A 22,680-nucleotide genomic window follows, 5' to 3' on the forward strand; every position below is an offset into this window, starting at 1 on the left:
CGTTCTCGGGATGGTCACACCCCCAGAAACCGCCCCACCAGCTCCGTATCGGCGGCAAAATCCGCGGCTGGCCCGGAATGCACCACCCGGCCCTTCTCCATCACCGCCACCTGATCGCACACGCCGGCGAGCGCGGAGACGTGCTTGTCGACGACGATGAGGGAGAGCCCCTCCCCTTTCAGCACCGACAGCACCGCCCAGATCTCCGCGCGGATAAGCGGGGCGAGGCCCTCGGTGGCTTCATCCAGAATGAGCAGGCGCGGGTTGGTCATCAGCGCGCGCCCGATGGCGAGCATCTGCTGCTCGCCGCCGGAGAGGCGGTTGCCGTAGTTGCGGCGCCGCTCGGCGAGGCGCGGGAACAGCCCATAGACGCGCTCCAGCATCCACAGCGGCAGGCCGGAGCGGCCGGGGGTGGCGGTGGCGACGAGGTTTTCCTCCACCGTGAGCGTGGGGAAAATCTGCCGCCCCTCGGGCACAAGGCCGAGGCCGAGGCGGGCGATCCTGTGCGGCTTCAACCCGCGCAATGCCACGCCGTCGAAGGTCAGCGTGCCGCCTGAGGGCGGCAGAAGGCCCATGAGGGCGCGCAGGGTGGTGGTCTTGCCCATGCCGTTGCGGCCCACCAGCGCCAGCGCGCCGCCCATGGGCACGGATAGGTCCACGCCGAACAAGGCGGGCGTGCCGCCATAGCCGGCGGTGAGGCCGGTGATGGTGAGGAGCGTCGCGCTCATGCGCCGTCCCCGAGATAGGCGGCGCGCACGGCGGCGTCGGCGCGCACGGCGTCCGGCGTGCCGCAGGCGATGATGCGCCCGTTGACCAGCACGCTGATGCGGTCGGCGAGGCGGAACACCGCATCCATGTCGTGCTCCACCAAGAGGATGGCGCAGCGGCCCTTGAGGCGGGTGAGCAGCGCCACCATGGCGGCGGATTCCGCCGGCCCGGTGCCGGCCATGGGCTCGTCCAGCAGCATCAGGCGCGGGCGGGCGGCGAGCGCCATGGCCAGCTCCAGCGCCCTTTTCTCTCCATGGCTGAGGGCGGCCGCCGCCACCCCGGCGCGGGCGGCGAGCCCCACCTCTTCGAGGAGACCCACCGCCTCCTCCCGCGCCGCGCGGTCTGAGGACGCGGGGCGCAGCAGGCGGAAGGTGCGCCCGCGCGCCGCCATCACCGCGAGGGCGGCGTGTTCCAGCGCGGTGAAGCGGGGGAAGATGGAGGTGATCTGGAACGCCCGCGCGAGGCCCAGCCGCGCCCGGCGATGCACCGGCAGGCGGGTGATGTCCGCGCCGTCGAAGCGGATCGTGCCAGCGTCGGGCATCACCTCGCCGGAGATCTGGCCGACGAGGGTGGTCTTGCCCGCGCCGTTGGGGCCGATGAGGGCGTGGATCTCGCCGGGCAACACCGCGAGGTCCACCCCGGCCGTCACGTGCAGCGCGCCATAGGCCTTGGCGAGGCCGGCGATCTCAAGCAGCGCCTCAGCCATCGCGCCGCCCCCCGAGCAGGGTGGCGATGCCGCCGCGCGCCAGCACCAGCAGCACCAGCAGCGGGCCGAAGATGATGCGCCAGTGTTCCGTGAGATGGGCGAGCCCATCCTCCAGCAGCACCACGCCCAGCGCGCCGAGCACCGGGCCGAGGGCGCTCCCCGGCCCGCCTGCCACCACCATGACGATGAATTCCGCCGAGCGGTGCCAGGAGAGATAGGCCGGGCTCACGAACTCGGTGAGATTGGCATAGAGCGCGCCCGCGAGCCCGGCGAAGGCGCCGGCGATGACATAGGCGACGAGGCGATAGGCATAGGGGTCCACCCCCAGCGCGCGCAGCCGCCGCTCATTGTCCCGTCCTGCCGCCAGCACCCGGCCGAAGGGGGAGCGCGCCAGCATGGTGGAGACGAGGACGGTGAGGGCGAGGAGGCCCAGCACCACGTAGTGGAACGTCTTCGGGTCCTTCAGCCAGCGCGCCCCCGCCACCGTGGAGCGGGCCGCCAGCGTGAGGCCATCGTCGCCGCCATAGGCGGACAGGCTCTGCGTGACGAAGAAGGCCATCTGCCCGAAGGCCAAAGTAATCATGATGAAATAGACGCCGCGCGTGCGCAGCGAGATCGCTCCCGTGACGAGGGCGAACAGCCCCGCCGCCGCCATGGACACGGGGAAGGAGACGAGGGCGTCGCGCCCCCCCTCCTCCATCAGGATGCCCACCGCATAGGCGCCGATGCCCATGGTGGCCGCATGGCCGAAGGAGACGAGCCCCCCCTGCCCCAGGATGAAGCCGAGGCTGGTGGCGGCCAGCGCGAAGATCATGGCGCGCGCCACCAGCGTCAGCATCGCCGTATCGGCGAAGGCCGGCACCGCGGCGAGCGCCGCGAACAGGACGAAGGCGAGGAGGAACCGCCTCATGCCGGCGCCGGGAACAGGCCGCGCGGGCGGAAGAAGAGGATGGCCGCCATCAGCACATAGACGCTCATGGAAGCGAGCGCCGGCCCGGCCGCGCTGGCGGCGGAGGCGGACATCACGAGCTTCAGGATGTCGGTGAGGAAGGAGCGGCCCAGCGTGTCGATGAGCCCCACCAGCAACGCCGCCACGAACGCCCCGCGCATGGAGCCGATGCCGCCGATGACGATGACCACGAAGGCGAGGATGAGGAGATTGTCGCCCATGCCCGGCTCCACCGAGAGGATCGGCCCCGCCATGGCTCCGGCGAAGGCCGCCAGCATGGCGCCGAAGGCGAAAATGCGGGCGAACAGGGCATTGATGTCCACACCCAGCGCCGAGACCATGGGCGCGTTGGTCGCCCCCGCCCGCAGCAGCATCCCCGCCCGCGTGCGGGTGACGAGCACATAGAGCAGCCCCGCCACGCCCAGCCCTGCACCAATGAGGACGAGGCGGTAGACGGGATAGTTCAGCCCGTCCATCAGCCGCACCGAACCGGACAGCGCCTGCGGCATGGGGATGGCGAGGGGCGCCGAGCCCCACACCATGCGCACCGCCTCGCTCACGAACAGGATGATGCCGAAGGTGGCCAGCACCTGATCGAGATGGTCCCGCCCGTAGAGCTGGCGGATGACGAGGCGCTCCAGCAGCAGCCCCAGCACCAAAGCGGCGGCGAGGGCCAGCGGCAGGCCCAGCCAGAAGCTGCCGGTGAGGGCGGTGGCCGTCACCATCAGATAGGCGCCCAGCATGTATTGCACGCCGTGCGCGAGATTGATGACATCCATCACCCCGAACACCAGCGTCAGCCCCGCCGCCACCAGGAACAGCAGGATGCCGAGCTGGAGCCCGTTGAGCATCTGGACGAGGAAGAGGGTGAGGGTCATGGATCGCGCGGGTGGACAAAGGAAGAGTGTTACGCACCCAAGCCGCCGTCATGGCCGGGCTTGTCCCGGCCATCCACGTCGACCCGCACGCGCCAATGCGGCAGGACCGTTCCCGGCCTTACCACGTGGATGCCCGGCACAAGGCCGGGCATGACGGTGACTCATCAGAATTTCGTCCCCCGGACAAGCGACACCGCAGGTAGAGCGCTGATCCGGGGTCCAGAAGATCGCAGGCCACGAGAAGTCGGCGAAGCCGGCGAAAGCCGTGCCAGCCTCAGGGCACGCCGCCTTTGGCGCCCCCTTGCGCTAGACCCCGGCTCGCATTCCGCTTTCGCTGCATGCGTCCGGGGTGCGAGATGAAGTGAGGGTGGCCCCTCACTTCATCTCGCACTTTTCCGCGTAGGCGTCGCCATAGTTGGAGAAGACCTTCTCCTGCACCATGGTCTCCACCTTCCCGTCCGGCCGCTTGCCCACCTTCACGAGGTAGAAGTCCTGGATGGGGAACTGGTTGGTGTTGAACTTGAAGTTGCCGCGCACGCTCGAAAAGTCCGCCTTCTTCAGCGCCGCGCGCACGGCGGCCTTGTCGGCGGTCTTGCCGCCGGTGGCCTTCAGCGCGCTGTCGATGAGCTTGGCCGCGTCATAGCCCTGCGCGGCGTAGAGCGCGGGGATATAGCCGTATTCCTTCTCGAAGGCGGCGACGAAGGCCTTGTTGGCGGGCGTGTCGAGGTCCGGCGCCCAGGCCGCGCCGGAATAGAAGCCGAGCGCCGCCTCGCCGGTGGCGGGAAGCGTCGTCTCGTCCACGGTGAAGGCGGAGAGGAAGGGCGTGGTGTCGGCGAGGCCCGCCTGCCGGTACTGCTTCACGAGGTTCACGCCCATGCCGCCGGGCATGAAGGTGAACACCGCATCGGGCTTGGCCGCGGCGATCTTGGCGAGTTCGGCGGAGAAATCGAGCTGGCCGAGCTGGGTGTAGATCTCGTCCGCCACCTCGCCCTTGTAATAGCGCTTGAAGCCGGCCAGCGAATCCTTGCCCGCCTGATAATTGGGGGCGATCAGCACCACCTTCTTGAACCCCTTGTCCTGCGCATACTTGCCGAGAACCTCGTGGTTCTGGTCGTTCTGGTAGGAGGCGGAGAAGAAGAAGGGGCTGCAGCCGGCGCCGGCGATGGTGGAGGGGCCGGCATTGCCGGAGATCAGGAAGGTCTCGTTCGCCGTCACGGGCTTCGCTACCGCGCCCATGACATTGGAGAAGACCACGCCGGCGACGAAGTCCACCTTGTCGCGCTCCAGGAGGCCCTTCACCTTCTGCACGGCAATGTCCGGCTTCAGCTCGTCATCGACGACCACCACCTCGGTCGGCTGGCCGCCGAGCTTGCCGTTAAGCTCCTTCACCGCCAGCAGGAAGCCGTCGCGCATGTGCTGGCCGAGCACGGCGGAGGGGCCGGAGAGGGTCGAGACCAGCCCCACCTTCACCGGATCGGCGGCGGCCGCGCCGGACAGTGCGAGGGTGCCGAGGAGCGCGGTGGAGGCGAGAAGTCCCTTGAAACCCATGGCGGTGGAGTCCCCGTTGGATGGTTCTGACGTGATGGTTCTGACGTTATTCGTCTGACGTGGCGGCACCCTTGCAGAGCCGCGCGCGCCAGACAAGCCGGATGTCGGGCGCGCCGCCCTTACGGCCCCCGCGCGGGGGGCAGGCCGGCGGCGACACGCTCTTCCAGATAGGGGAAGAAGGGGTTGGAGGACATGCGCACCAGCATCTCCACGCCCACCACCAGCGCCCCATATTCCCCGCGCGCAGCGATGTCGCCGAGGCGGATGCCGAACTTTTCCGCCGGGTCGGGATCGAGCCCGTAGAGCCCATCCGACAGGGGGAAGGGCACCGCCACGTGGGAGAGGGAATAGACATCGTCCGGGTAGAGCGCGGAGAGCGGCCGCACCGTCTCCTCCGTCGCATCCGCCAGCGTCTCCCGCACCACGGTGGCGGACGAGCCGGGCGCCGCATTGCCGATGACGGCGGTGCGGAAGCGGCGGGGGGCCGGCGGCAGCAAAGACGAGATGGCAGTATCGGCCCGTCGGTTCAGCAGATCCTCGAACTGGCCCGAGCGGTTGATATCGACCAGCACCAGCTCGCTGCCGTTGTCCTCCAGCCGGGCGTGCAACTGCTCGATCACCGCCCGCGCGCTCACCGTATGGTCCAGCACCGACTGGAAGGTGAGCACCGGCGCCAGCCCGGTGAGGCGGCCGGAGCGGGCGTGACGCTCGATATTGGCCTGGAGCACCTGCGTCAGCGCGAAGGATTCGCGCGCGGCATGCACCGGGAAGGAATTGTACTTGAAGGGGTTGAACTCGGGCGTGATGTTCAGCCACGCCGCCTTGGCGAAGGCGGGGAAGATGGCCGGCAGGCCCGCGAGGCCGGCGAAGCGGGCGAACTCCGTCACCCCCACCATGGGCGACATGAGCACGATGCGCGACGGCGCCACGAGGCTGGGATCATCCAGCGCATCGAGCGCGTGCATCAGCGCCAGCGCGCCGCCGTTGGAATAGCCGACGATATGCACCGGCTTGCCCGGCCCCACCCGCTTGCGGGCCTCGCGCATGGCAAGGCGGGTGGCGGCGATCCAGTCCTCGTGGCCGATCTCGGTCAGCGACCCCGGCACCGTGCCATGGCCGGGCAGGCGCAGCACGATGGCGATGAAGCCATGGTCCGCATAGAGCTGCGCCAGATGGCGGTGGCTGTAGGGCGAATCGGTAAGCCCGTGCAGGAACACCGCCGCCCCGGCCGGCTCGCCTTTCGGCTGAAGCACATAGGTGCGGTTGAAATCCTGCGCGAAGCTCGGCGGATAGATGGGGCTGGCGGCGAAATAGCGGTTGAAGCGGACGCGGTCTTCCGGGTCCACCTTGTCGGTCACATTGGCCTTCACGCCGGCGAAGGCCTTGTCCTCGGCGGCCATGTAGGCGGCGAGGTCCGCGCTCGCCATGGCGCTGCGGCTCATCTCTGGGGGATGGTGGGTGTGCCAGCGCTCCAGCGGCGGGCCGCGCTGGGAATCCACCGCCCGCACCACGAAGATGGTGGCGACCACGGCGAAGATCAGCAGCGCCAGGATTTTCACCGTGCGCTTCGTCCCCCGCCACATGAACCCGAACGCCCCCATTCCCCGTCTCCCCCATCGCGCGGCGAACCTACAGGGCAAAGCCTTGCCGGCAAAGCCGGGGCGCCGGAGGCGTGGGGAACAGCTCTCGTGCCCCGGGCGCATGCAGCGCCAGCGGAGGGGAGGTATTAACCGTCATCGCCCGCACAAGCCGGGCGATGACGGCGGAGAGCCTGGAGCCCGCAGCCCCGGGATGGCACGGTGGGGTTGCGCTTCGTCCCGCCACGGGACCACCTTCATCCCTCCAACCCCTTGCGGCGGGCGGGTGGCGTCGCTATCTGCGGTCCACGCCCAAAAGAGGCTGCATCGCCATGGAAAACCTGAAGCTCATCGCCCTCGACGAGGAAGACCTCGCCATTTTTTCCGCCCATCTACAGGATGCGGTGGTGAAGATGGTGGACATGGGCTTCCTGCCCCGGCTGCAGCGCTTCGCTCTGGTGCTGAACCGCTTCGACTGGGACCAGAAGGTCATCGCCAACGAGACGGTCCGCCGCCGCACCGGTCTGCATTTCGAGCGGGTGCGCGACGTGAAGTGCCGCGGCATGGAGGAGGCGCAGCGCACCGGCGTGCTCAACCTGCTCGCCGTCACCTTCATGCCGGGCGATCTGCCCTCGGGCTTCGTCTATCTCACCTTCTCAGGCGGTGCCGAGGTGCGGCTCGAAGTCGAGTGCATCGAGGCGGGCCTGCGCGATCTCGGCCCCGCATGGGGGTGCACCCACGCCCCCAAGCATCCGGAAGTTGCCGTCCCCCCCGCCGGCGTCGGCGGGAGCGCCGGGCAGGGCTGAACGCCGCCCCTCCATTAACCAGGATCGCGACCACCCGAGGCCGCCCCTATCCGGCGGCCTTTCCGCGTTGTATCGCAATCTGAATCGCCCGTTTGGGACGCGTCCGCATGGCAGAGCGGATCCGATCCTTCTTTCCGGACGTAATAAACTCGCAAAAATCGGTTAGAGGGCCGGATTCCCCCCGGCAGAGGATTGCAGTTCGCGCCGCCATGTCGTTTCGATCTTTAAATACAGCGTCGGTTTCGACATTGCCGCGGCGTTGGATTCTGATCTACGGAAGTATAATAGTAACGGCCATCGCAGTCTTTGTCGCGATCCTGCAGGCCGATCTCATCCACTCCGTCTTTTTCATCGGCGAGGCGCATGACGCCTGGCATCTCGATGAGCTGTTCGCCGCGTGGATCGTTGCGACCGGCGCGCTCATCGCGATCCTGATCGTCCGCGAAAGTGAGCTGCGCAAGCTCATCGTCCAGCAGCGCGAAATCCTGAAGCTGGTGGACGACGCCTCCGCCTTCGACGGTCTGACCGGCATCGCCAACCGCCTGCAATTCCAGTCGGAGTTCGGCCGCGAGCTGAAAGAAGCCTGGCACAAAAGCTCGCGCCTCGCCCTCCTCGTGGTCGATGTGGACCTGCTGCGTTCGGTCAACGAGACACACGGGCATGGCGCCGGCGACGATCTCCTGCGCCAGCTGGCGGCGCGGCTGGTCTCGGTGCCGCACCGGGGCGGCATGGTCGCCCGGCTCGGCAGCGGCGAGTTCGCCATCCTGTTCCCCATGGGGTCGGACGAGACCGAAGAGCTGTTCCGGCTGGCGAGCCGCATCCTGTCGCGGCTGCGCGAGCCGTTCGACTGCAACGGTACCCAGGTGGACATCACCGCCAGCATCGGCATCAGCAAGTATCCGCGCGACGGATCGTCGGCGACGGTGCTCCTGCAATCGGCGGAAAAGGCGCTGCGGCAGGCCAAGGCGGCGGGCAAGGACTGCTATGCGCTCTACGATTCCGGCCTCGACGCCCGCGGGCGGGAGCGCCGGAGCCTGGAAACCGAGTTCCGGCGCGGCCTCGAGGCCGGCGAGATCGTGGCCCAGTACCAGCCGGTGGTCTGCCTCAAGACGGGCGAGACGGTGGGGTTCGAGGCGCTGGCGCGCTGGCAGCACCCCACGCGCGGCCTCCTCGGCCCCGCCGAGTTCATCCCCATCGCCGAAGACGAGGGCCTGATCGACCCGCTCTTCACCGCCATGCTGCGCCGGGCGGGCGACGACCTCGCCACCTGGAAAACGCCGCGGACGGTGGCCGTGAACCTGTCTCCGGTTCAGCTGGTGGACCCGCACCTGCCGGACCGCACCCTGGCCCTTCTGGAGCAGATGAACATCCCGCCGGGGCAGATCGAGCTGGAAATCACCGAGACCGGCCTGCTGGCGGACTTCGAGGCGGCCCGCAAGACGCTGGTCGCGCTCAAGGAGGCGGGGGTGCGCATCTCCCTCGACGATTTCGGCACCGGCTTCTCCAGCCTGCGCCACCTCAACGAGCTGCCCATCGACAAGATCAAGATCGACCGCTCCTTCACGCGGCGCATCGCCACAGAGGCCCAGAGCTGCAAGATCATCGCCTCCATGCTCAGCCTCGGCCGGGCGTTGGAGCTGACCACCGTCGCCGAGGGCGTCGAAACCCGCGAGGAGGCCGATTTCCTGTTGAGCGAGGGTTGCGAGCTGGGACAGGGCTACCTGTTCGCCCGCCCGCTCTGGCCGCAGGAGGCGTTCGCCACCGCCGGCCGCTTCGGCGGCTGACGCTCCGCCGCAGGAAGGCGGGCCCGGCCGGCGCGCCGTTGCGGGGCAAATGCTGCCGCACCGCTTGGGGCTTCCCTCGCGCGCGAACCTGCTCTAGCAAGGCGGCATGCCGATCCGCCTCACCATCAGCCAGCCCGACTTTCCCGAGCGCTTCATCGAATTCCTCGGCTCCAAGCGCGAGGCGTCCGTGGACGTGCAGGACAAGGTGTCCGCCATCATCGCCGACGTCCGCGCCCGCGGCGACCGGGCGCTGGTGGACCTCTCCCGCACCTTCGACCGGGTGGACCTCGACGCGCTGGGCATCAAGGTGAGCGACGCCGAGCTGGACGCGGCGCTCGCCTCCATCCCGGAGGAGACCCGCGCGGCGCTGGAGTTCGCCAAGGCCCGCATCGAATCGCACCACGCCCGCCAGAAGCCGGCGGACGAGACCTATGTGGACGCGGCCGGCGTCACCCTCGGCCACCGCTGGACCAGCGTGGATGCGGTGGGCCTCTACGTGCCCGGCGGCACCGCGGCCTATCCCTCCTCCGTGCTCATGAATGCGGTGCCCGCGCAGGTGGCCGGCGTGCCGCGCATCGTCATGGTGGTGCCGGCCCCGGACGGCGTGATCGCGCCGCTGGTGCTCGCCGCCGCACGCCTTGCCGGCGTGCACGAGGTCTATCGCGTGGGCGGGGCCCAGGCGGTGGCGGCGCTGGCCTACGGCACGGAAACCATCCGGCCGGTGGACAAGATCGTCGGCCCCGGCAACGCCTTCGTGGCGGCAGCCAAGCGGCAGGTGTTCGGCAAGGTCGGCATCGACATGGTGGCCGGCCCCTCCGAGGTGCTGATCCTCGCCGATGGCGACGCCAGCGCGGACTTCATCGCCGCCGACCTCCTCGCCCAGGCGGAGCACGACACCGCCGCGCAATCCATCCTCATCACCTCCTCGCCGGAGCTGGCGGATCGGGTGGAGACGGCCGTGGAGGGGATGCTCGCCACCCTGCCGCGCGCCGAGATCGCCTCCGCCTCCTGGCGTGACCACGGCGCCATCTTCCTGGTGGACAGCCTCGCCGACGCCATCCCGCTGGTGGACCGCATCGCGCCCGAGCATCTGGAAATCCACGCGGCGGATGCCGATGCGCTGGCCGCGCAGGTGCGGCACGCCGGCGCCATCTTCATCGGCGCCTGGACCCCGGAAGCCATCGGCGACTATGTGGGCGGCACCAACCATGTGCTGCCGACGGCCCGCTCGGCCCGCTTCTCCTCCGGCCTCGGCGTGCTGGACTTCATGAAGCGAACGTCGATCCTCAAGCTCGACGCCGACGCGCTGGAAAAGCTCGGGCCGGCCGCCGTGCGCCTTGCCGCCGTGGAGCGGCTCGACGCGCACGGGCGGTCCGTCTCCATCCGCACCAACAGATGACGGGGAAATAGCGATGAGCAACAAGGCGGAGACAAAGCCCTCGGCCCGGCTCAGCGCCGTGACCCTCGACGAAGCCTCCATCGGCCACGGCGGCAGCCCGGACATCGAGCACGAGCGCGCCACGGCCATCTGGGACCTCATCGAAGACAACAGCTTCATGCCCTGCGGCGATCCCGGCGAGGGCCCCTACCAGCTCTTCATCTCGCTGGCCGACAACCGTCTCGTGCTGGACATCAAGCGCGAGAGCGGCGAGCAGGTGGTGCAGCACCATCTCTCCCTCACGCCCCTGCGCAAGGTGGTGAAGGACTATTTCCTGATCTGCGAGAGCTATTACAACGCCATCCGCACCGCCTCGCCGAGCCAGATCGAGGCCATCGACATGGGCCGGCGCGGCCTTCACAACGAGGGATCGACGCTGCTTCAGGAACGCCTCAACGGCAAGGTGGTGGTGGATTTCGACACCGCCCGCCGCCTGTTCACCCTCGTCTGCGCCCTGCACTGGAAAGGCTGACCGGCGATGGAGCCCCCTGCGGCGTCCCAGCGCTCAGCGCGGCCGCAATCGGTTCTCTTCATGTGCGGGCAGAACGTGGTGCGCTCGGTGATGGCGTCCGCGCTCGCCCGGCATCTGTTCGGCAAATCCATCTATGTGGGCTCGGCCGGAGTGATCGCGGGTGATCCCGACCCCTTCGTCACGGCGGTGATGGACGAGATCGGCCTCGACGTGAAGAAGCACCGGCCGCAGAGCGTCGAAGACCTCGAGGAATACGAGGGGCTCAATTTCGACCTCGCCATCTCGCTGTCGCCCGACGCCCACCACCGCGCGCTGGAGCTGACCCGCACCAACGCCCTCAAGGTGGAATACTGGCCCACCCCCGACCCCACCGGCGAAGGCGGCAACCGCGAGCAGCGGCTGGAGGCCTACCGGAACGTGCGCGACGAGCTGGAGCGCCGCATCCGCGCGCGGTTCCGGCAGCCCTAGGACACCCCTCGCGGCACGGCCTCCGAAAGGTCACGCCTCCTCGGTCGCCACCCGGCCGGAGAACAGCTCCGCCACGAAGCGCGTGTCGGGGTGGTGCGCGCACAAGGTGAGGCCGGCGATCAGGATCGGCACGCCGATGAAGGCGCCGGCAATGCCCCAGAGGAAAGCGAAGAAGAACACCGCCAGCAGCACCAGCACCGGCGACACCGACAGCGCCTTGCCGGCGAGGCGCGGCTCCAGATAGCTGCCCGACAGGAACTGGATGATGTTGAGGCACACGAACACGAACACCGCCATCTCCCAGCTCTCGAACTGGGCGAGGGCGAAGAGCGTGGGCAGCAGCGTCGCCACGAACGGGCCGATGAAGGGGATGTAGTTCAGCGCGAAGGCGATGGCGCCCCAGGCCAGCGCCAGTTCCAGCCCGGCGGTGAGGGTGAAGGCCCACACCACCGCGCCGGTGGCGATGCTCATCAGCGTGCGCACCGCCATGTAGGTCTGCATCTTGCGGGCGATGTCGGCGAGCGCCGGGGCGAGGAAGGGCGCGCGGCCGGAGCGGGAGAGCCGCAGCACCTGGCTCTTCATGGCGTCCACTTCGAGCAGGCCCAGCAGCACGTATATGAAGGTGAAGACGAGGAAGCTCGCCATGCCCTGCAGGCGGCCGGACAGATCCTGGAACAGGCGCAGCAGCCAGCGCACGTCGAAATGCTCGGCCCACAGGCCCGCCAGCACGAAGCCGTGGCCTTCCAGCCAGACCGCCGCCTGGCCATAGAGCGTCTGGAAGCGGGCGGCGTTCTGGAACACCCAGGCGGCCACATGGCTGAAGCCCCACACCACCACCGAGGACACCGCCCCCACCACCGCCAGCGTGATGAGGAGCGTGCCGAGCACGGCCACCATCTTGGGCAGCTTCGCCTCCAGCCGCGCCAGCAGCGGATGCACCACGGCGATGACGAACAGCGCGAAGACAACGGGCGCCAGCAGCGCGCCCGTCACGTAGAGCGCCGCGAACACGACCACCGCCGCCGCCAGCCCCACCAATCCCCGCATCATCCCGCCTCCGGTTTCCCCATGGCGATTACCTGAGGCCGAGACGATTGGCGAGCCTCACGCCGACAAGATGCGCCGCATGGCCCGAAGCCCGAGGCCGGCGGCGCCCGGCCCGTTGACCAGCGCGAACACGCCGAAGGGCGACGGCGCGTCCGTGCCCTGCCAGGCGAGGAAGCCCATCCACGCCGTGAAGCCCGCCACCGCCCCGTCCTTGGTGACGAGGGCGAGAGGGCCGGAGGCATCGGCCACATCGTGCATGATCCAGCCATAGGCCGTGCGCGGCGCGTTCCCGCCTCCGCAGCGGGGGGAAGCGAAGATGTTGCCCTGCTGATAGGCGAGGGCCGGGCTCTCCATGCCGCCGTCGCCATGGCCCATGCTGGTCCTGAGGAAGGCCAGCATGTCGGTGCCGGTGGAGACGATGCCGCCCGCGCCGACGCCGGTGAGACGGGTGGGCGCATAGTCCGCGCGTGGCGGCAGAAGCTGCCAGTTCTTCCGGTAGCCCATGGGGAGGTGCGGCTTCATCCCGGGCCGGAAGATGCCGGTGGCCGACATACCCATGCCGGCGGCGTAGGCCTTCAACGCACGGTCGTAGCGCTCGGCCGCCGCCCCCATGCTGCCCTGCCCCGCGCCTGATCCGGCCAGCGCCAGCAGCGACCAGCTGAGATTGGAATAGGAATAGCAGCTCCCCGGCGGGAACGGCGGCTGGAGCGTCGCGAGATAGGGGAACATCGTTCCGAAGCTCGCCATCACGCCGGGCGGATGCACCCCGCCCTGATTGTCCTGCGCCATGCCGGACTGGTAGCGCGCGATATCGGCGAGCGGAATGCGCGCGAGGCCCGGCGAGAGCGCGCGGGGGGCGAGCCAGTCGCCGAGATTGCCCTTGAACGGCCCATGCGCCTGATAGTGCAGGCAGGCGGTGAACACCTTGGAGATGGAGCCGATGGCGAACGGCGTTCCGCCATGGAGCGTCATGGGCCGCCCGCCGGGATGGGTGAGGTCCGGCGCGGCGGCGAGGAAGAGCTGGCCGTTGCCGCGCGGATTGACCACGCCCAGCACCACCGCGAGCCGTGCCCCATGCTGCGCGCGGGCTCGCGCCACCTCGGCGTCCGCCATCTGCTGCAGCGCCTCGAACGGCAGGCGCGGATAGCCCGCGGCGAAGGCCGGGCGGGCCAGCATCCCCGCCGCGAGGGCTCCCTTCAGAAATGTGCGCCGGTCCAGCATCACCCGCCTCCCTCGCCCGCAGAATGGCTTGGCGCGCGGCGGATGGCGAGCCTGCGCGTGTATGCAATGGGCACCGGAACCGACGCATTTGCACAAAATTTCGGCCGCAGATGCCCAGCCGAGGCGCAGGCCTTTGCCGGGCGATTCCGGCAAGCTGTTGAAAACAAATGCGCGACGGCTTGGCACGCGGGTTGCTTTTAGAGATGTCGAGTTGGTGGCTAGGGTTCCGGCATCGAACGATGCGCTGGTCCGAGAGCTGCCACCGCGACGGGAGACATCCGGCGCGGGTGCACGGCGGGATAAAAGCCCGGGAGACCTCAGTGGCCAAGGAATTGGCGGCACTGGTCTCGCCAATTCCCAATTCGTCGAAGCGAAGGGGAATTTGAATGCGCACTCCGGTTTCGTCCAAACTTCATCGTCTGAAATCCGCGCTCGCGGGGGCCTTTGGCCTCGCGGCAGTCGCCGGCCTCGCGCTCGGCGCCGGCCCGGCGGAAGCCGCGCCGAAGAAGGAATTCAAGGTCGCCTGGTCGATCTACGTGGGCTGGATGCCCTGGGGCTATGCCAACGACACCGGCATCGTGAAGAAGTGGGCCGACAAGTACGGCATCAAGATCGATGTAGTGCAGTTCAACGACTATGTGGAGAGCATCAACCAGTACACGGCCGGCGCCTTCGACGCCCTCACCGTGACCAACATGGATGCCCTCTCCGTGCCCGCCGCCGGCGGCGTGGACACCACCGCCGTCATCGTCGGCGACTTCTCCAACGGCAATGACGCCGTGATCCTGAAGGGCAAGAAGGACCTTGCCGCCATCAAGGGGCAGAAGGTCAACCTCGTCGAATTCTCGGTCTCCCACTATCTGCTCGCCCGCGCGCTTGAATCGATCAAGCTGAAAGAGCGCGACGTGAAGGTGGTGAACACCTCGGATGCCGACATGGTCGCCGCCTACAAGACCAAGGCAGTCACGGCGGTCGTCACCTGGAACCCGCTGGTTTCGGAAATCCTCACCGACAAGAACGCCCACGCGGTGTTCGACAGCTCCAAGATCCCCGGCGAGATCATGGACCTCCTCGTCGCCAACACCGCCGTGCTGAAGGACAATCCGGACTTCGCCAAGGCGCTGGTGGGCATCTGGTACGACACGACCACCCTCTTCACCGCCGACACGCCGGAAGGCAAGGCGGCGCGCGAGGCCATGGGCAAGGCCTCCGGCACCGACCTCGCCGGCTTCGACAGCCAGCTCGCCGCCACCCGCCTCTTCGCCAAGGCGCCCGAGGCGGTGGCCTTCGTCCGCTCGCCGGATGTGGGCACCACCATGGACCGCGTGCGCAAGTTCCTGTTCGAGAAGGAGCTGCTCGGCTCCGGCGCCAAGTCCGCCGACGCCATCGGCATCGAGCTGCCCGGCGGCAAGGTGCTCGGCGACGCCAAGAACGTGAAGCTGCGCTTCACCGACACCTGGATGGCGATGGTCGCCGACGGGAAGCTGTGAGGCTTTCCTCCCCTCTCCCCTTGCGGGAGAGGGAGCCCGCCGGGCGCAATTCCCCCAGCAGTCATCCCCCGGCTTGTCCGGGGGGATCCACGGTCCCGCAGGTCCGCTCGCTGAGGCCGAAGATCCATCTGGCGGACAAGTGGATGCCCCGGACAAGCCGGGGCATGACGGTGCGGTCGGATGATGACCCGCTCCACCCCCCTTCCCACCCTTCAGGAGCAGCGCTGATGCGCCTCATCAATGTCAGGCCGGATCGGGGAACGGCGCTGTTCCTTGCCGTCCTCCCGTTCGCTCTGGTCGTTCTCGCCTACATCCTCGGCTCGGCGCAGCGCCTTGCGGAGAACCCGGACGACAAGCTGCTGCCGAGCCTGCCCTCCCTCGGCAATGCCATCGTGAAGATGGCCTTCACCGCCGATGCCCGCACCGGCGACTACCTGTTGTGGACCGACACCCTCGCCAGCATGGAGCGGCTGCTCTCGGCGCTGGCCATCGCCACAATCATCGCCCTCGTCATCGGCGTGCTGGTGGGCATGCTGCCCCTCGTGCGGGCGCTGCTGGCGCCGTTCGTCGCCATGGTGTCCATGGTGCCGCCGCTGGCGCTCCTGCCCATCCTGTTCATCGTCATGGGGCTGGGCGAGGAATCCAAGATCGCCCTCATCACCATCGGCATCACGCCCTATCTGGTGCGCGACCTCGCCATGCGGGTGGAGGAACTGCCGCGCGAGCAGATGATCAAGGCGCAGACGCTCGGCGCCTCCACCTGGCAGATGATGGTGCGGGTGGTGCTGCCACAGATATTGCCCCGCCTGATGGACGGCCTGCGCCTCTCCCTCGGCCCGGCCTTCCTCTTCCTCATCGCGGCGGAAGCCATCGCCTCGGATTCGGGCCTCGGCTATCGCATCTTCCTGGTGCGGCGCTATCTCGCCATGGATGTGATCCTGCCCTACGTGGCCTGGATCACCCTCATCGCGGTGGCCATGGATTTCGGCCTCGCCCGCGCCCGCCGCGCCCTCTTCCCCTGGTTCGGAGGCGCGAAATGACCGCCATTTCCGTGCGCCATCTCTGGAAGGAATATGGCGAGCAGATCGTACTCGAGGACATCAGCCTCGAATTCGCGCCACGCTCCTTCATCGCCCTTGTCGGCCCCTCCGGCTGCGGCAAGACCACCTTCCTGCGCATCCTCCTCTCGGAGGAAACCGCCACGCGGGGCGAGGTGCTGATCGAAGGCCAGCCCATCGCCCGCGAGCCGGGTGCCGACCGGGGCGTCGTCTTCCAGCGCTACTCGGTGTTCCCGCATCTGACCGTGCTCGGGAACGTGCTGCTCTCCGCCGAGATGGCGGAGGCGCCCCTGACCGGCCGCCTGTTCGGCGCCCGTCGCCGGCAGGCGCAGGACGAGGCCCGCGCCCTCATCGAGGAGGTCGGCCTGAAGGGCGCGGAGGACAAATATCCGGCGGCGCTGTCCGGCGGCATGCAGCAGCGCCTCGCGCTGGCGCAGGCGATCATGCGCAAGCCCAAGATCCTGCTGCTGGACGAGCCGTTCGGCGCGCTCGATCCCGGCATCCGCGCCGACATCCACCAGCTCATGCTGAAGCTGTGGAACACCTGCGAGATGACGGTGGTGATGGTGACCCACGACCTCAAGGAGGCCTTCACGCTGGCCACCCGCATCATCGCCTTCGAGCGCCGCCGCAACCGGCCGGAGGAGAAGGCCCGCTACGGCGCCACCATCGCCAAGGACATCGAGGTCTGGCCCAAGCGGATCGCGGGCCAGTTGAAGCTGAAATCCACCGCCCCCGGCCGGGACGACCCGGCCATTCCCTCGGGCACCGGCCGGGACGACCCGGCGCTGAAGACGGCTTGAGGAGACAGCCATGACCGTCAGCGTCGAAACCCAGAAGTTCATCGAAGAGAACAAGCGCCGCTACGAAGAGCTGAAAGCAGCCGGCCAGCAGCATGCGCCCAAGGCCCTGCCCGGCCCGACCCTGCGCGGCTCCGCAGCCATCATGCCCGGCGCGGTGCTGCACACCGAGACCATTCCCGGCGGATGGTACTGGTCCACGCCGCTCAAGGCCGGCGAGGCCCTGCGCATTCATCTGGCCCACGGGCCGGCGGCGGTCTCCATGATCGCCTGGTCGGCGGCGGACGCCTCGGAGCGGCTGAACTATGCCGACACGGTGAAGGTGCAGTGGACCTCCGCACTCGGAAAGGGCCGCGTGCTGTTCTCCGACATGGGCCGGGTGATGTTCTCCCTCATTGAGGACACCACCGGCATGCACGACGCGCTGGTCGGCGGCTCCACCCCCGCCTCCAACCGCGCCCGCTATGGCGAGACAGTGCTGCGCAACACGCGTGACAACTTCATCCTGGAGACGCTGAAGCTCGGCCTCGACAAGCGGGACATTCCCCCCGCTTTGACCTTCTTCGCCCCCGTGCGCACGGATGCGGACGGCAATTTCCGCTGGATCGAGGACGCCCGCCAGACCGGCGATTTCGTGGATTTGCGGGCGGAGATGGACCTCATCGTCGCCCTCTCCAACTGCCCGCATCCCATGGACCCGGCGCCGGACCATGCCCCGCCCCCGGTGGAGGCTATCCGCCACCAGCCGCCCGCGCCCGCCGCGGACGACCTGTGCCGCACCGCCACCATCGAAGCCGTGCGCGGCTTCGAGAACAATGCGCGCTGAGGGAGGACGACATGACCCGGTTCTTTGCTTCTCCCGTCCGCGATGCGTCTTCCGCCCTGCGCGATTACTTCGTCCCCGCCAATGCCCCCTTCTCCTGCCTCGTGAAGGCCGGCGAGAGCGTGCGCATCGTCGATCTGGGAGGCCAGCAGGCCGTCGATACCTTGTTCTACAAGGCCGACGACTTTTCCGAGCGTTATTCCTCGCAGGATACGCTTCGCGTCCAGGGCTCGGCCTATGTCTCCACCGGCACGAAGCTCATCTCGTCCGAGGGAAACGTGATGGCGACCGTGACGGCCGACACCTGCGGCCGGCACGACACCTCGGCGGGCGCCTGCTCCTGCGAGGCGAACACGGTGCGTTTCGGCCATCAGGTGAAGTATCTGCACGCCTGCCGCGAGAATTTCGTGCTCGAAGTGGCGAAGCACGGCATGACGAAGCGGGACATCGTGCCCAACATCAACTTCTTCATGAACGTGCCGGTGGAGCCCACGGGGGAACTCGCCATCGTGGACGGCATTTCCGGCCCCGGCGACTATGTGGAGATGCGCGCGGAGATGGATGTGCTCCTCGTCATCTCCAACTGCCCGCAGATCAACAATCCCTGCAACGGCTTCAACCCGACGCCCATTCAGGTGCTCGTGTTCGGCGCGGAGGATTGAGATGTTCTCGAAAATCCTCATCGCCAACCGCGGCGAGATCGCGCGGCGGGTGATCCGCACCGCGCGCGCCATGGGCATCAGGTCCGTGGCCGTGCATTCGGATGCCGACCGCTTCACCCGCGGCGTGCTGGAGGCGGACGAGGCCGTGCGTCTCGGCCCCGCCCCGGCCGCCGAGAGCTATCTGAACGTCGATGCCGTCATCACCGCCTGCAAGGCGACGGGGGCGCAGGCGGTGCATCCGGGCTACGGCTTCCTGTCCGAGAACGTGCGCTTCGCGCGGCGGCTGGCGGAAGAGGGGATCGCCTTCATCGGGCCGAAGCCCGAGCATCTGGAAGCCTTCGGGCTCAAGCACACCGCGCGCGAGCTGGCCAAGGCGAGCGGCGTGCCCCTGCTGCCCGGCACCGACCTCCTCGAAAGCGCCGAAGAGGCGCTGAAGGCGGCGGAAGCCATCACCTATCCGGTGATGCTGAAGTCCACCGCCGGCGGTGGCGGCATCGGCATGCAGCTGTGCCACACGCCGGAGGAATTGCGCGACGTGTTCGAGCGCGTCCAGCGCACGGCCCGCGCCTCCTTCGGCGATGCCCGCGTCTATCTGGAGCGCTTCGTCTCGGAAGCACGCCATGTGGAGGTGCAGATCTTCGGCGACGGCAAGGGCAAGGTCGTGGCGCTGGGCGAGCGCGACTGCTCGCTCCAGCGGCGGAACCAGAAGGTGGTGGAGGAAACCCCCGCCCCCCTCCTCTCCGATGCCGTGCGTGCCCGCCTCCACGCCGCCGCCGTCCAGCTCGGCGAGAGCGTGAAGTATGAGAGCGCCGGCACGGTGGAGTTCATCTACGACCCGGCGCGGCAGGAGTTCTATTTCCTGGAGGTGAACACCCGTTTGCAGGTGGAACATCCCGTCACCGAGGCGGTGTTCGGCATCGACCTCGTGGAGTGGATGATCCGCCAGGCGGCGGGGGAAGACCCCATCGCCGCTGCCGGACCGCTCAGCCCGAAGGGCGCGGCCATGGAGGTGCGCGTCTATGCGGAAATCCCCCACGCCAATTTCCAGCCCTCCGCCGGCCTCCTCACCGAGGTGAAATTCCCCGACTGGGCGCGCATCGACGGCTGGATCGAGACCGGCACGGAGGTGACGCCCTTTTACGATCCCATGCTCGCCAAGGTGATCGTGAAGGCGGACGACCGCGCCGGCGCCATCGCGGCGTTGCAGAAGGCGCTCGCCGAGACCTCCATCTGCGGCATCGAGACGAACCTTCAATATCTCTCCGCCATCGCCGCGTCCGACCTCCTCGCCTCCGGCAAGGTGGCGACCACCGCGCTGAAGGACTTCGCCTTCCGGCCCACCAGCGTGGAAGTGGTCGTGCCCGGCGCCCAGTCCAGCCTTCAGGAACTGCCGGGGCGGCTGAACCTGTGGCATGTGGGCGTGCCGCCCTCCGGCCCCATGGACGAACACTCCTTCCGCCGCGCCAATGCCCTCGTGGGCAATGCCGAGGTGGCGTGCGCGCTGGAAATGACCGTCAACGGCCCCACCCTGCGCTTCCATGACGATGCGACGGTGGCCATCTCCGGCGCCCACATGCCGGCCAAGCTCGACGGCGCCTTGGTGCCGCACGATGCGGCCTTCCCGGTGAAGGCCGGGCAGATGCTCGCCATCGGCACCATCGAGGGCGCCGGCCAGCGGGCTTATCTCGCCGTCGCCGGAGCCTTCCAGGCGCCGGTGGTGCTGGGCTCGCGGGCGACCTTCGCGCTCGGCCAGTTCGGCGGCCATGCCACCGGCACGCTGAAGGCGGGCGACGCGCTGCACCTTGCCCCCGCCGCCGCACGCCCCACGACGCCCGCTGCCGAGGTACCCGCCCCCGCCCCCCTCACCCGCGAGTGGGAGATCGGCGTGCTCTACGGCCCCCACGGCGCGCCGGACTTCTTCCAGCCGGACGACATCGCGGACCTATTCTCGGCCACCTATGAGGTGCATTTCAACAGCGCCCGCACCGGCGTGCGCCTGATGGGGCCGACGCCCCGCTGGGCGCGCACGGACGGCGGGGAGGCGGGGCTCCACCCCTCCAATCTCCACGACAACGCCTATGCCATCGGCGCCATCGACTTCACCGGAGACATGCCCATCATCCTCGGCCCGGACGGACCCTCGCTGGGCGGCTTCGTCTGCCCGGCGGTGATCGCCCGCGACGAGCAGTGGAAGATGGGGCAATTGAAGCCCGGCGACCGCGTGCGCTTCGTGCCCTTGCCCCGGCCGGAAGACCCCATCGCCGGCCCGGCCATCGTCGGCGCGCCGGAGGAGACATCCTCCCCCCTCCTCGCCATCCATGAGGATGGGCCGGTGCGCGTCGTCTATCGCCGGCAGGGCGACGACAATCTGCTGGTCGAGTTCGGCGACATGCATCTCGATGTCGCCCTGCGCCTGCGCGCGCATCTGATGGCCGAGGCGGTGCAGCAGGCGAAGCTGCCGGGCCTCATCGACCTCACCCCCGGCATCCGCTCGCTCCAGATCCATTATGACGGCGCGAGCCTGCCCCGCACCAAGCTGCTCGATGCCCTCGCGGAGATCGAGAAAGGCCTGCCGGCGGCTGAGGACGTGGTGGTGCCGAGCCGCATCGTCCACCTGCCGCTGTCCTGGAACGACCCGCAGGCGGAACTCGCCATGCGCAAGTATCAGGAGCTGGTGCGGCCCAACGCGCCGTGGTGCCCGGACAACATCGAGTTCATCCGCCGCATCAACGGGCTCGAGAACGAGCAGGCGGTGAAGGACATCATCTTCGGCGCCAGTTATCAGGTGCTCGGCCTCGGCGATGTCTATCTCGGTGCGCCGGTCGCCACCCCCATCGATCCGCGCCACCGCCTCGTCACCACCAAATACAACCCGGCCCGCACCTGGACGCCGGAAAACGCGGTGGGCATCGGCGGTGCCTACATGTGCATCTATGGCATGGAGGGGCCGGGCGGCTACCAGCTGTTCGGCCGCACCATCCAGATGTGGAACACCTGGCGGCGCACGCCTGCGTTCAAAGACAACCCGTGGCTGCTGCGCTTCTTCGACGAGATCCGCTTCTTCTACGTCTCCCATCAGGAACTGATGGAGGCGCGCGCCGCCTTCCCGCACGGCGCCTATCCCGTGCGCATCGAGGACAGCCGCTTCTCCTATGCGGACTACGCCGCGAACCTTGCCGCCAATTCCGGCGCCATCGCCGCCGGCAAGGCCCGTCAGCAGGCCGCCTTCGAGGCCGAGCGGGCGCGCTGGAAGGCGGAGGGGCTGGACAGCTTCGTCGTCGAGGACGGCGCCGGAATGCTGGGCGAAAGCGAGATGCCGGACGGCTGCTTCGGCGTTTCCGCCAACGTGCCGGGCAATGTCTGGAAGGTGCTGGTGGAAGAGGAAGCGGTGGTCGCCGCAGGCGACACCATCGCCATCATCGAGAGCATGAAGATGGAGATTTCCATCACCGCCCACGCCGCTGGCCGCGTCCGCGAGATCCGCGCCGCGCCGGGCCGCACCGTCCGCTCGGGCGATGTGGTCTGCGTGCTCGAAACCGTGTGAGGACCAAGATGACCAACGAGACCCCGCTCAGCGGCGCTCGCGCCTCTCTCCCGCCGGATGCCGTGCCCATCGCCGTGGTGGGCGCGCACCTCACGGGCATGCCCCTCAACGGCGAATTGACCGGCGCCGGCGGCGTGCTGGTGAAGAGCTGCCGCACCGCGCCGGACTATCGGCTCTTCGTCCTGCCCGACACCACGCCCCGCAAGCCCGGCGTGGTGCGCGCCCCCGGTTTTTCCGGGCCGGGGCTGGAGGTGGAGGTGTGGGCGCTGGACCCCGCCGCCTTCGGCCGCTTCGTCGCCGCCATCCCCGCCCCGCTGGGGGTGGGCAAGCTGCGGCTGGAGGACGGCTCCGAGGTGCCCGGCTTCCTGTGCGAGGCCCATGCGGTGGAAGAGGCGGAGGAGATCACCGCACTGGGCGGCTGGCGCGCTTATGTGAGCGGAGGGAAGGGTTTGTCCCAGGCATAGGACCGACAGGGAGGCCCTCACCGCCCTCGCGCCCCGGACGCATGCAGCGAAAGCGGAATGCGAGCCGGCAACTGTGTTGAGGGCTGGTCAGGTTTGGAAGGTGACGTTGTCGCGTAGGAGGGCGTTTGCGGTGACGACGATGCGTCTGGCGATGGCGACGAGTGCGAGCTTTGGTGG

At 68.6% G+C, this 22,680-nt stretch carries 19 protein-coding genes, 1 pseudogene and 1 riboswitch; of the genes and pseudogenes, 12 read left to right on the plus strand and 8 right to left on the minus strand.

Annotated elements, in window-relative coordinates:
- Positions 1–14 precede the first annotated feature (14 nt).
- From EJ105_RS21025 to EJ105_RS21050, 6 genes are all read right to left on the minus strand, one after another.
- Positions 15–728 (minus strand): ABC transporter ATP-binding protein, encoded by a 714-nt coding sequence (locus tag EJ105_RS21025; RefSeq protein ID WP_250167863.1) that lies wholly within the window; start codon positions 726–728, stop codon positions 15–17.
- Positions 725–1,474 (minus strand): ABC transporter ATP-binding protein, encoded by a 750-nt coding sequence (locus tag EJ105_RS21030; RefSeq protein WP_250167864.1) that lies wholly within the window; start codon positions 1,472–1,474, stop codon positions 725–727. Before EJ105_RS21030 ends, EJ105_RS21025 begins: the two co-directional genes overlap by 4 nt.
- Positions 1,467–2,384: a branched-chain amino acid ABC transporter permease gene (locus EJ105_RS21035; protein ID WP_250167865.1), complete on the minus strand. Its 918-nt coding sequence runs from the start codon at positions 2,382–2,384 to the stop codon at positions 1,467–1,469. The genes EJ105_RS21030 and EJ105_RS21035 overlap by 8 nt, the downstream gene beginning before the upstream one ends.
- Positions 2,381–3,301, minus strand: coding sequence for a branched-chain amino acid ABC transporter permease (locus tag EJ105_RS21040; RefSeq protein ID WP_029557659.1), 921 nt, complete (start codon positions 3,299–3,301; stop codon positions 2,381–2,383). Before EJ105_RS21040 ends, EJ105_RS21035 begins: the two co-directional genes overlap by 4 nt.
- Before the next feature lie 375 nt (positions 3,302–3,676).
- A complete protein-coding gene (locus EJ105_RS21045) occupies positions 3,677–4,849 on the minus strand; it encodes an ABC transporter substrate-binding protein (RefSeq protein WP_250167866.1) in 1,173 nt (390 codons plus the stop codon).
- 119 nt (positions 4,850–4,968) lie between these two features.
- A complete protein-coding gene (locus tag EJ105_RS21050) occupies positions 4,969–6,450 on the minus strand; it encodes an alpha/beta hydrolase (RefSeq protein WP_250167867.1) in 1,482 nt (493 codons plus the stop codon).
- 308 nt (positions 6,451–6,758) lie between these two features.
- Between EJ105_RS21050 and EJ105_RS21055 the strand changes: the two genes are divergently transcribed.
- From EJ105_RS21055 to EJ105_RS21075, 5 genes are all read left to right on the plus strand, one after another.
- Positions 6,759–7,232 (plus strand): DUF2948 family protein, encoded by a 474-nt coding sequence (locus EJ105_RS21055; RefSeq protein ID WP_250167868.1) that lies wholly within the window; start codon positions 6,759–6,761, stop codon positions 7,230–7,232.
- A 248-nt stretch (positions 7,233–7,480) separates the two neighbouring features.
- Complete coding sequence (locus EJ105_RS21060) at positions 7,481–9,016, plus strand: putative bifunctional diguanylate cyclase/phosphodiesterase (RefSeq protein WP_250167869.1); 1,536 nt, start codon at positions 7,481–7,483, stop codon at positions 9,014–9,016.
- A gap of 106 nt (positions 9,017–9,122) precedes the next feature.
- Entirely contained in the window at positions 9,123–10,415 is a 1,293-nt protein-coding gene (gene hisD / locus EJ105_RS21065) for a histidinol dehydrogenase (RefSeq protein ID WP_250167870.1), read from the plus strand.
- 13 nt (positions 10,416–10,428) lie between these two features.
- On the plus strand, positions 10,429–10,926 hold the full coding sequence (locus EJ105_RS21070; RefSeq protein WP_024279952.1) for a UPF0262 family protein: 498 nt from the start codon (positions 10,429–10,431) through the stop codon (positions 10,924–10,926).
- A gap of 6 nt (positions 10,927–10,932) precedes the next feature.
- Positions 10,933–11,394, plus strand: a complete 462-nt coding sequence (locus EJ105_RS21075; RefSeq protein WP_024279953.1) for an arsenate-mycothiol transferase ArsC — start codon at positions 10,933–10,935, stop codon at positions 11,392–11,394.
- 30 nt (positions 11,395–11,424) lie between these two features.
- Here EJ105_RS21075 and EJ105_RS21080 read toward each other — a convergent pair whose 3' ends face one another.
- Complete coding sequence (locus EJ105_RS21080; protein WP_347881335.1) at positions 11,425–12,444, minus strand: AI-2E family transporter; 1,020 nt, start codon at positions 12,442–12,444, stop codon at positions 11,425–11,427.
- Between the two features lie 54 nt (positions 12,445–12,498).
- Positions 12,499–13,662, minus strand: a complete 1,164-nt coding sequence (locus tag EJ105_RS21085; protein WP_250167871.1) for a serine hydrolase domain-containing protein — start codon at positions 13,660–13,662, stop codon at positions 12,499–12,501.
- Between the two features lie 207 nt (positions 13,663–13,869).
- Positions 13,870–13,978, plus strand: a riboswitch (guanidine-I (ykkC/yxkD leader).
- 70 nt (positions 13,979–14,048) lie between these two features.
- Between EJ105_RS21085 and EJ105_RS21090 the strand changes: the two genes are divergently transcribed.
- The 7 genes and pseudogenes from EJ105_RS21090 to EJ105_RS21120 form a co-directional block, all read left to right on the plus strand.
- Complete coding sequence (locus tag EJ105_RS21090) at positions 14,049–15,152, plus strand: putative urea ABC transporter substrate-binding protein (protein ID WP_029557652.1); 1,104 nt, start codon at positions 14,049–14,051, stop codon at positions 15,150–15,152.
- Positions 15,153–15,379: 227 nt separating this feature from the next.
- On the plus strand, positions 15,380–16,192 hold the full coding sequence (locus EJ105_RS21095; protein WP_250167872.1) for an ABC transporter permease: 813 nt from the start codon (positions 15,380–15,382) through the stop codon (positions 16,190–16,192).
- On the plus strand, positions 16,189–17,013 hold the full coding sequence (locus EJ105_RS21100; protein ID WP_029557650.1) for an ABC transporter ATP-binding protein: 825 nt from the start codon (positions 16,189–16,191) through the stop codon (positions 17,011–17,013). Before EJ105_RS21095 ends, EJ105_RS21100 begins: the two co-directional genes overlap by 4 nt.
- A 10-nt stretch (positions 17,014–17,023) precedes the next feature.
- On the plus strand, positions 17,024–17,836 hold the full coding sequence (locus EJ105_RS21105) for an urea amidolyase associated protein UAAP1 (protein ID WP_250167873.1): 813 nt from the start codon (positions 17,024–17,026) through the stop codon (positions 17,834–17,836).
- 11 nt (positions 17,837–17,847) lie between these two features.
- Complete coding sequence (locus tag EJ105_RS21110; protein WP_250167874.1) at positions 17,848–18,495, plus strand: urea amidolyase associated protein UAAP2; 648 nt, start codon at positions 17,848–17,850, stop codon at positions 18,493–18,495.
- Between the two features lies 1 nt (position 18,496).
- The gene (gene uca / locus EJ105_RS21115) at positions 18,497–22,039 is read left to right on the plus strand and encodes an urea carboxylase (RefSeq protein WP_250167875.1); all 3,543 of its coding nucleotides are present in this window, start codon (positions 18,497–18,499) and stop codon (positions 22,037–22,039) included.
- A gap of 62 nt (positions 22,040–22,101) precedes the next feature.
- Positions 22,102–22,503 (plus strand): annotated as a pseudogene (locus EJ105_RS21120) (allophanate hydrolase-related protein); the annotation flags it as partial.
- Positions 22,504–22,680 lie beyond the last annotated feature (177 nt).

It is taken from the genome of Xanthobacter aminoxidans (genome assembly GCF_023571765.1).
Lineage (GTDB): Bacteria > Pseudomonadota > Alphaproteobacteria > Rhizobiales > Xanthobacteraceae > Xanthobacter > Xanthobacter aminoxidans.

Coding starts and splice junctions, on each gene's coding strand:
- EJ105_RS21025 (WP_250167863.1), bottom strand. CDS start 728: ATGAGCGCGACGCTCCTCACCATCACCGGCCTCACCGCCGGCTATGGC.
- EJ105_RS21030 (WP_250167864.1), bottom strand. CDS start 1,474: ATGGCTGAGGCGCTGCTTGAGATCGCCGGCCTCGCCAAGGCCTATGGC.
- EJ105_RS21035 (WP_250167865.1), bottom strand. CDS start 2,384: ATGAGGCGGTTCCTCCTCGCCTTCGTCCTGTTCGCGGCGCTCGCCGCG.
- EJ105_RS21040 (WP_029557659.1), bottom strand. CDS start 3,301: ATGACCCTCACCCTCTTCCTCGTCCAGATGCTCAACGGGCTCCAGCTC.
- EJ105_RS21045 (WP_250167866.1), bottom strand. CDS start 4,849: ATGGGTTTCAAGGGACTTCTCGCCTCCACCGCGCTCCTCGGCACCCTC.
- EJ105_RS21050 (WP_250167867.1), bottom strand. CDS start 6,450: ATGGGGGCGTTCGGGTTCATGTGGCGGGGGACGAAGCGCACGGTGAAA.
- EJ105_RS21055 (WP_250167868.1), top strand. CDS start 6,759: ATGGAAAACCTGAAGCTCATCGCCCTCGACGAGGAAGACCTCGCCATT.
- hisD (WP_250167870.1), top strand. CDS start 9,123: ATGCCGATCCGCCTCACCATCAGCCAGCCCGACTTTCCCGAGCGCTTC.
- EJ105_RS21070 (WP_024279952.1), top strand. CDS start 10,429: ATGAGCAACAAGGCGGAGACAAAGCCCTCGGCCCGGCTCAGCGCCGTG.
- EJ105_RS21075 (WP_024279953.1), top strand. CDS start 10,933: ATGGAGCCCCCTGCGGCGTCCCAGCGCTCAGCGCGGCCGCAATCGGTT.
- EJ105_RS21080 (WP_347881335.1), bottom strand. CDS start 12,444: ATGATGCGGGGATTGGTGGGGCTGGCGGCGGCGGTGGTCGTGTTCGCG.
- EJ105_RS21085 (WP_250167871.1), bottom strand. CDS start 13,662: ATGCTGGACCGGCGCACATTTCTGAAGGGAGCCCTCGCGGCGGGGATG.
- EJ105_RS21090 (WP_029557652.1), top strand. CDS start 14,049: ATGCGCACTCCGGTTTCGTCCAAACTTCATCGTCTGAAATCCGCGCTC.
- EJ105_RS21095 (WP_250167872.1), top strand. CDS start 15,380: ATGCGCCTCATCAATGTCAGGCCGGATCGGGGAACGGCGCTGTTCCTT.
- EJ105_RS21100 (WP_029557650.1), top strand. CDS start 16,189: ATGACCGCCATTTCCGTGCGCCATCTCTGGAAGGAATATGGCGAGCAG.
- EJ105_RS21105 (WP_250167873.1), top strand. CDS start 17,024: ATGACCGTCAGCGTCGAAACCCAGAAGTTCATCGAAGAGAACAAGCGC.
- EJ105_RS21110 (WP_250167874.1), top strand. CDS start 17,848: ATGACCCGGTTCTTTGCTTCTCCCGTCCGCGATGCGTCTTCCGCCCTG.
- uca (WP_250167875.1), top strand. CDS start 18,497: ATGTTCTCGAAAATCCTCATCGCCAACCGCGGCGAGATCGCGCGGCGG.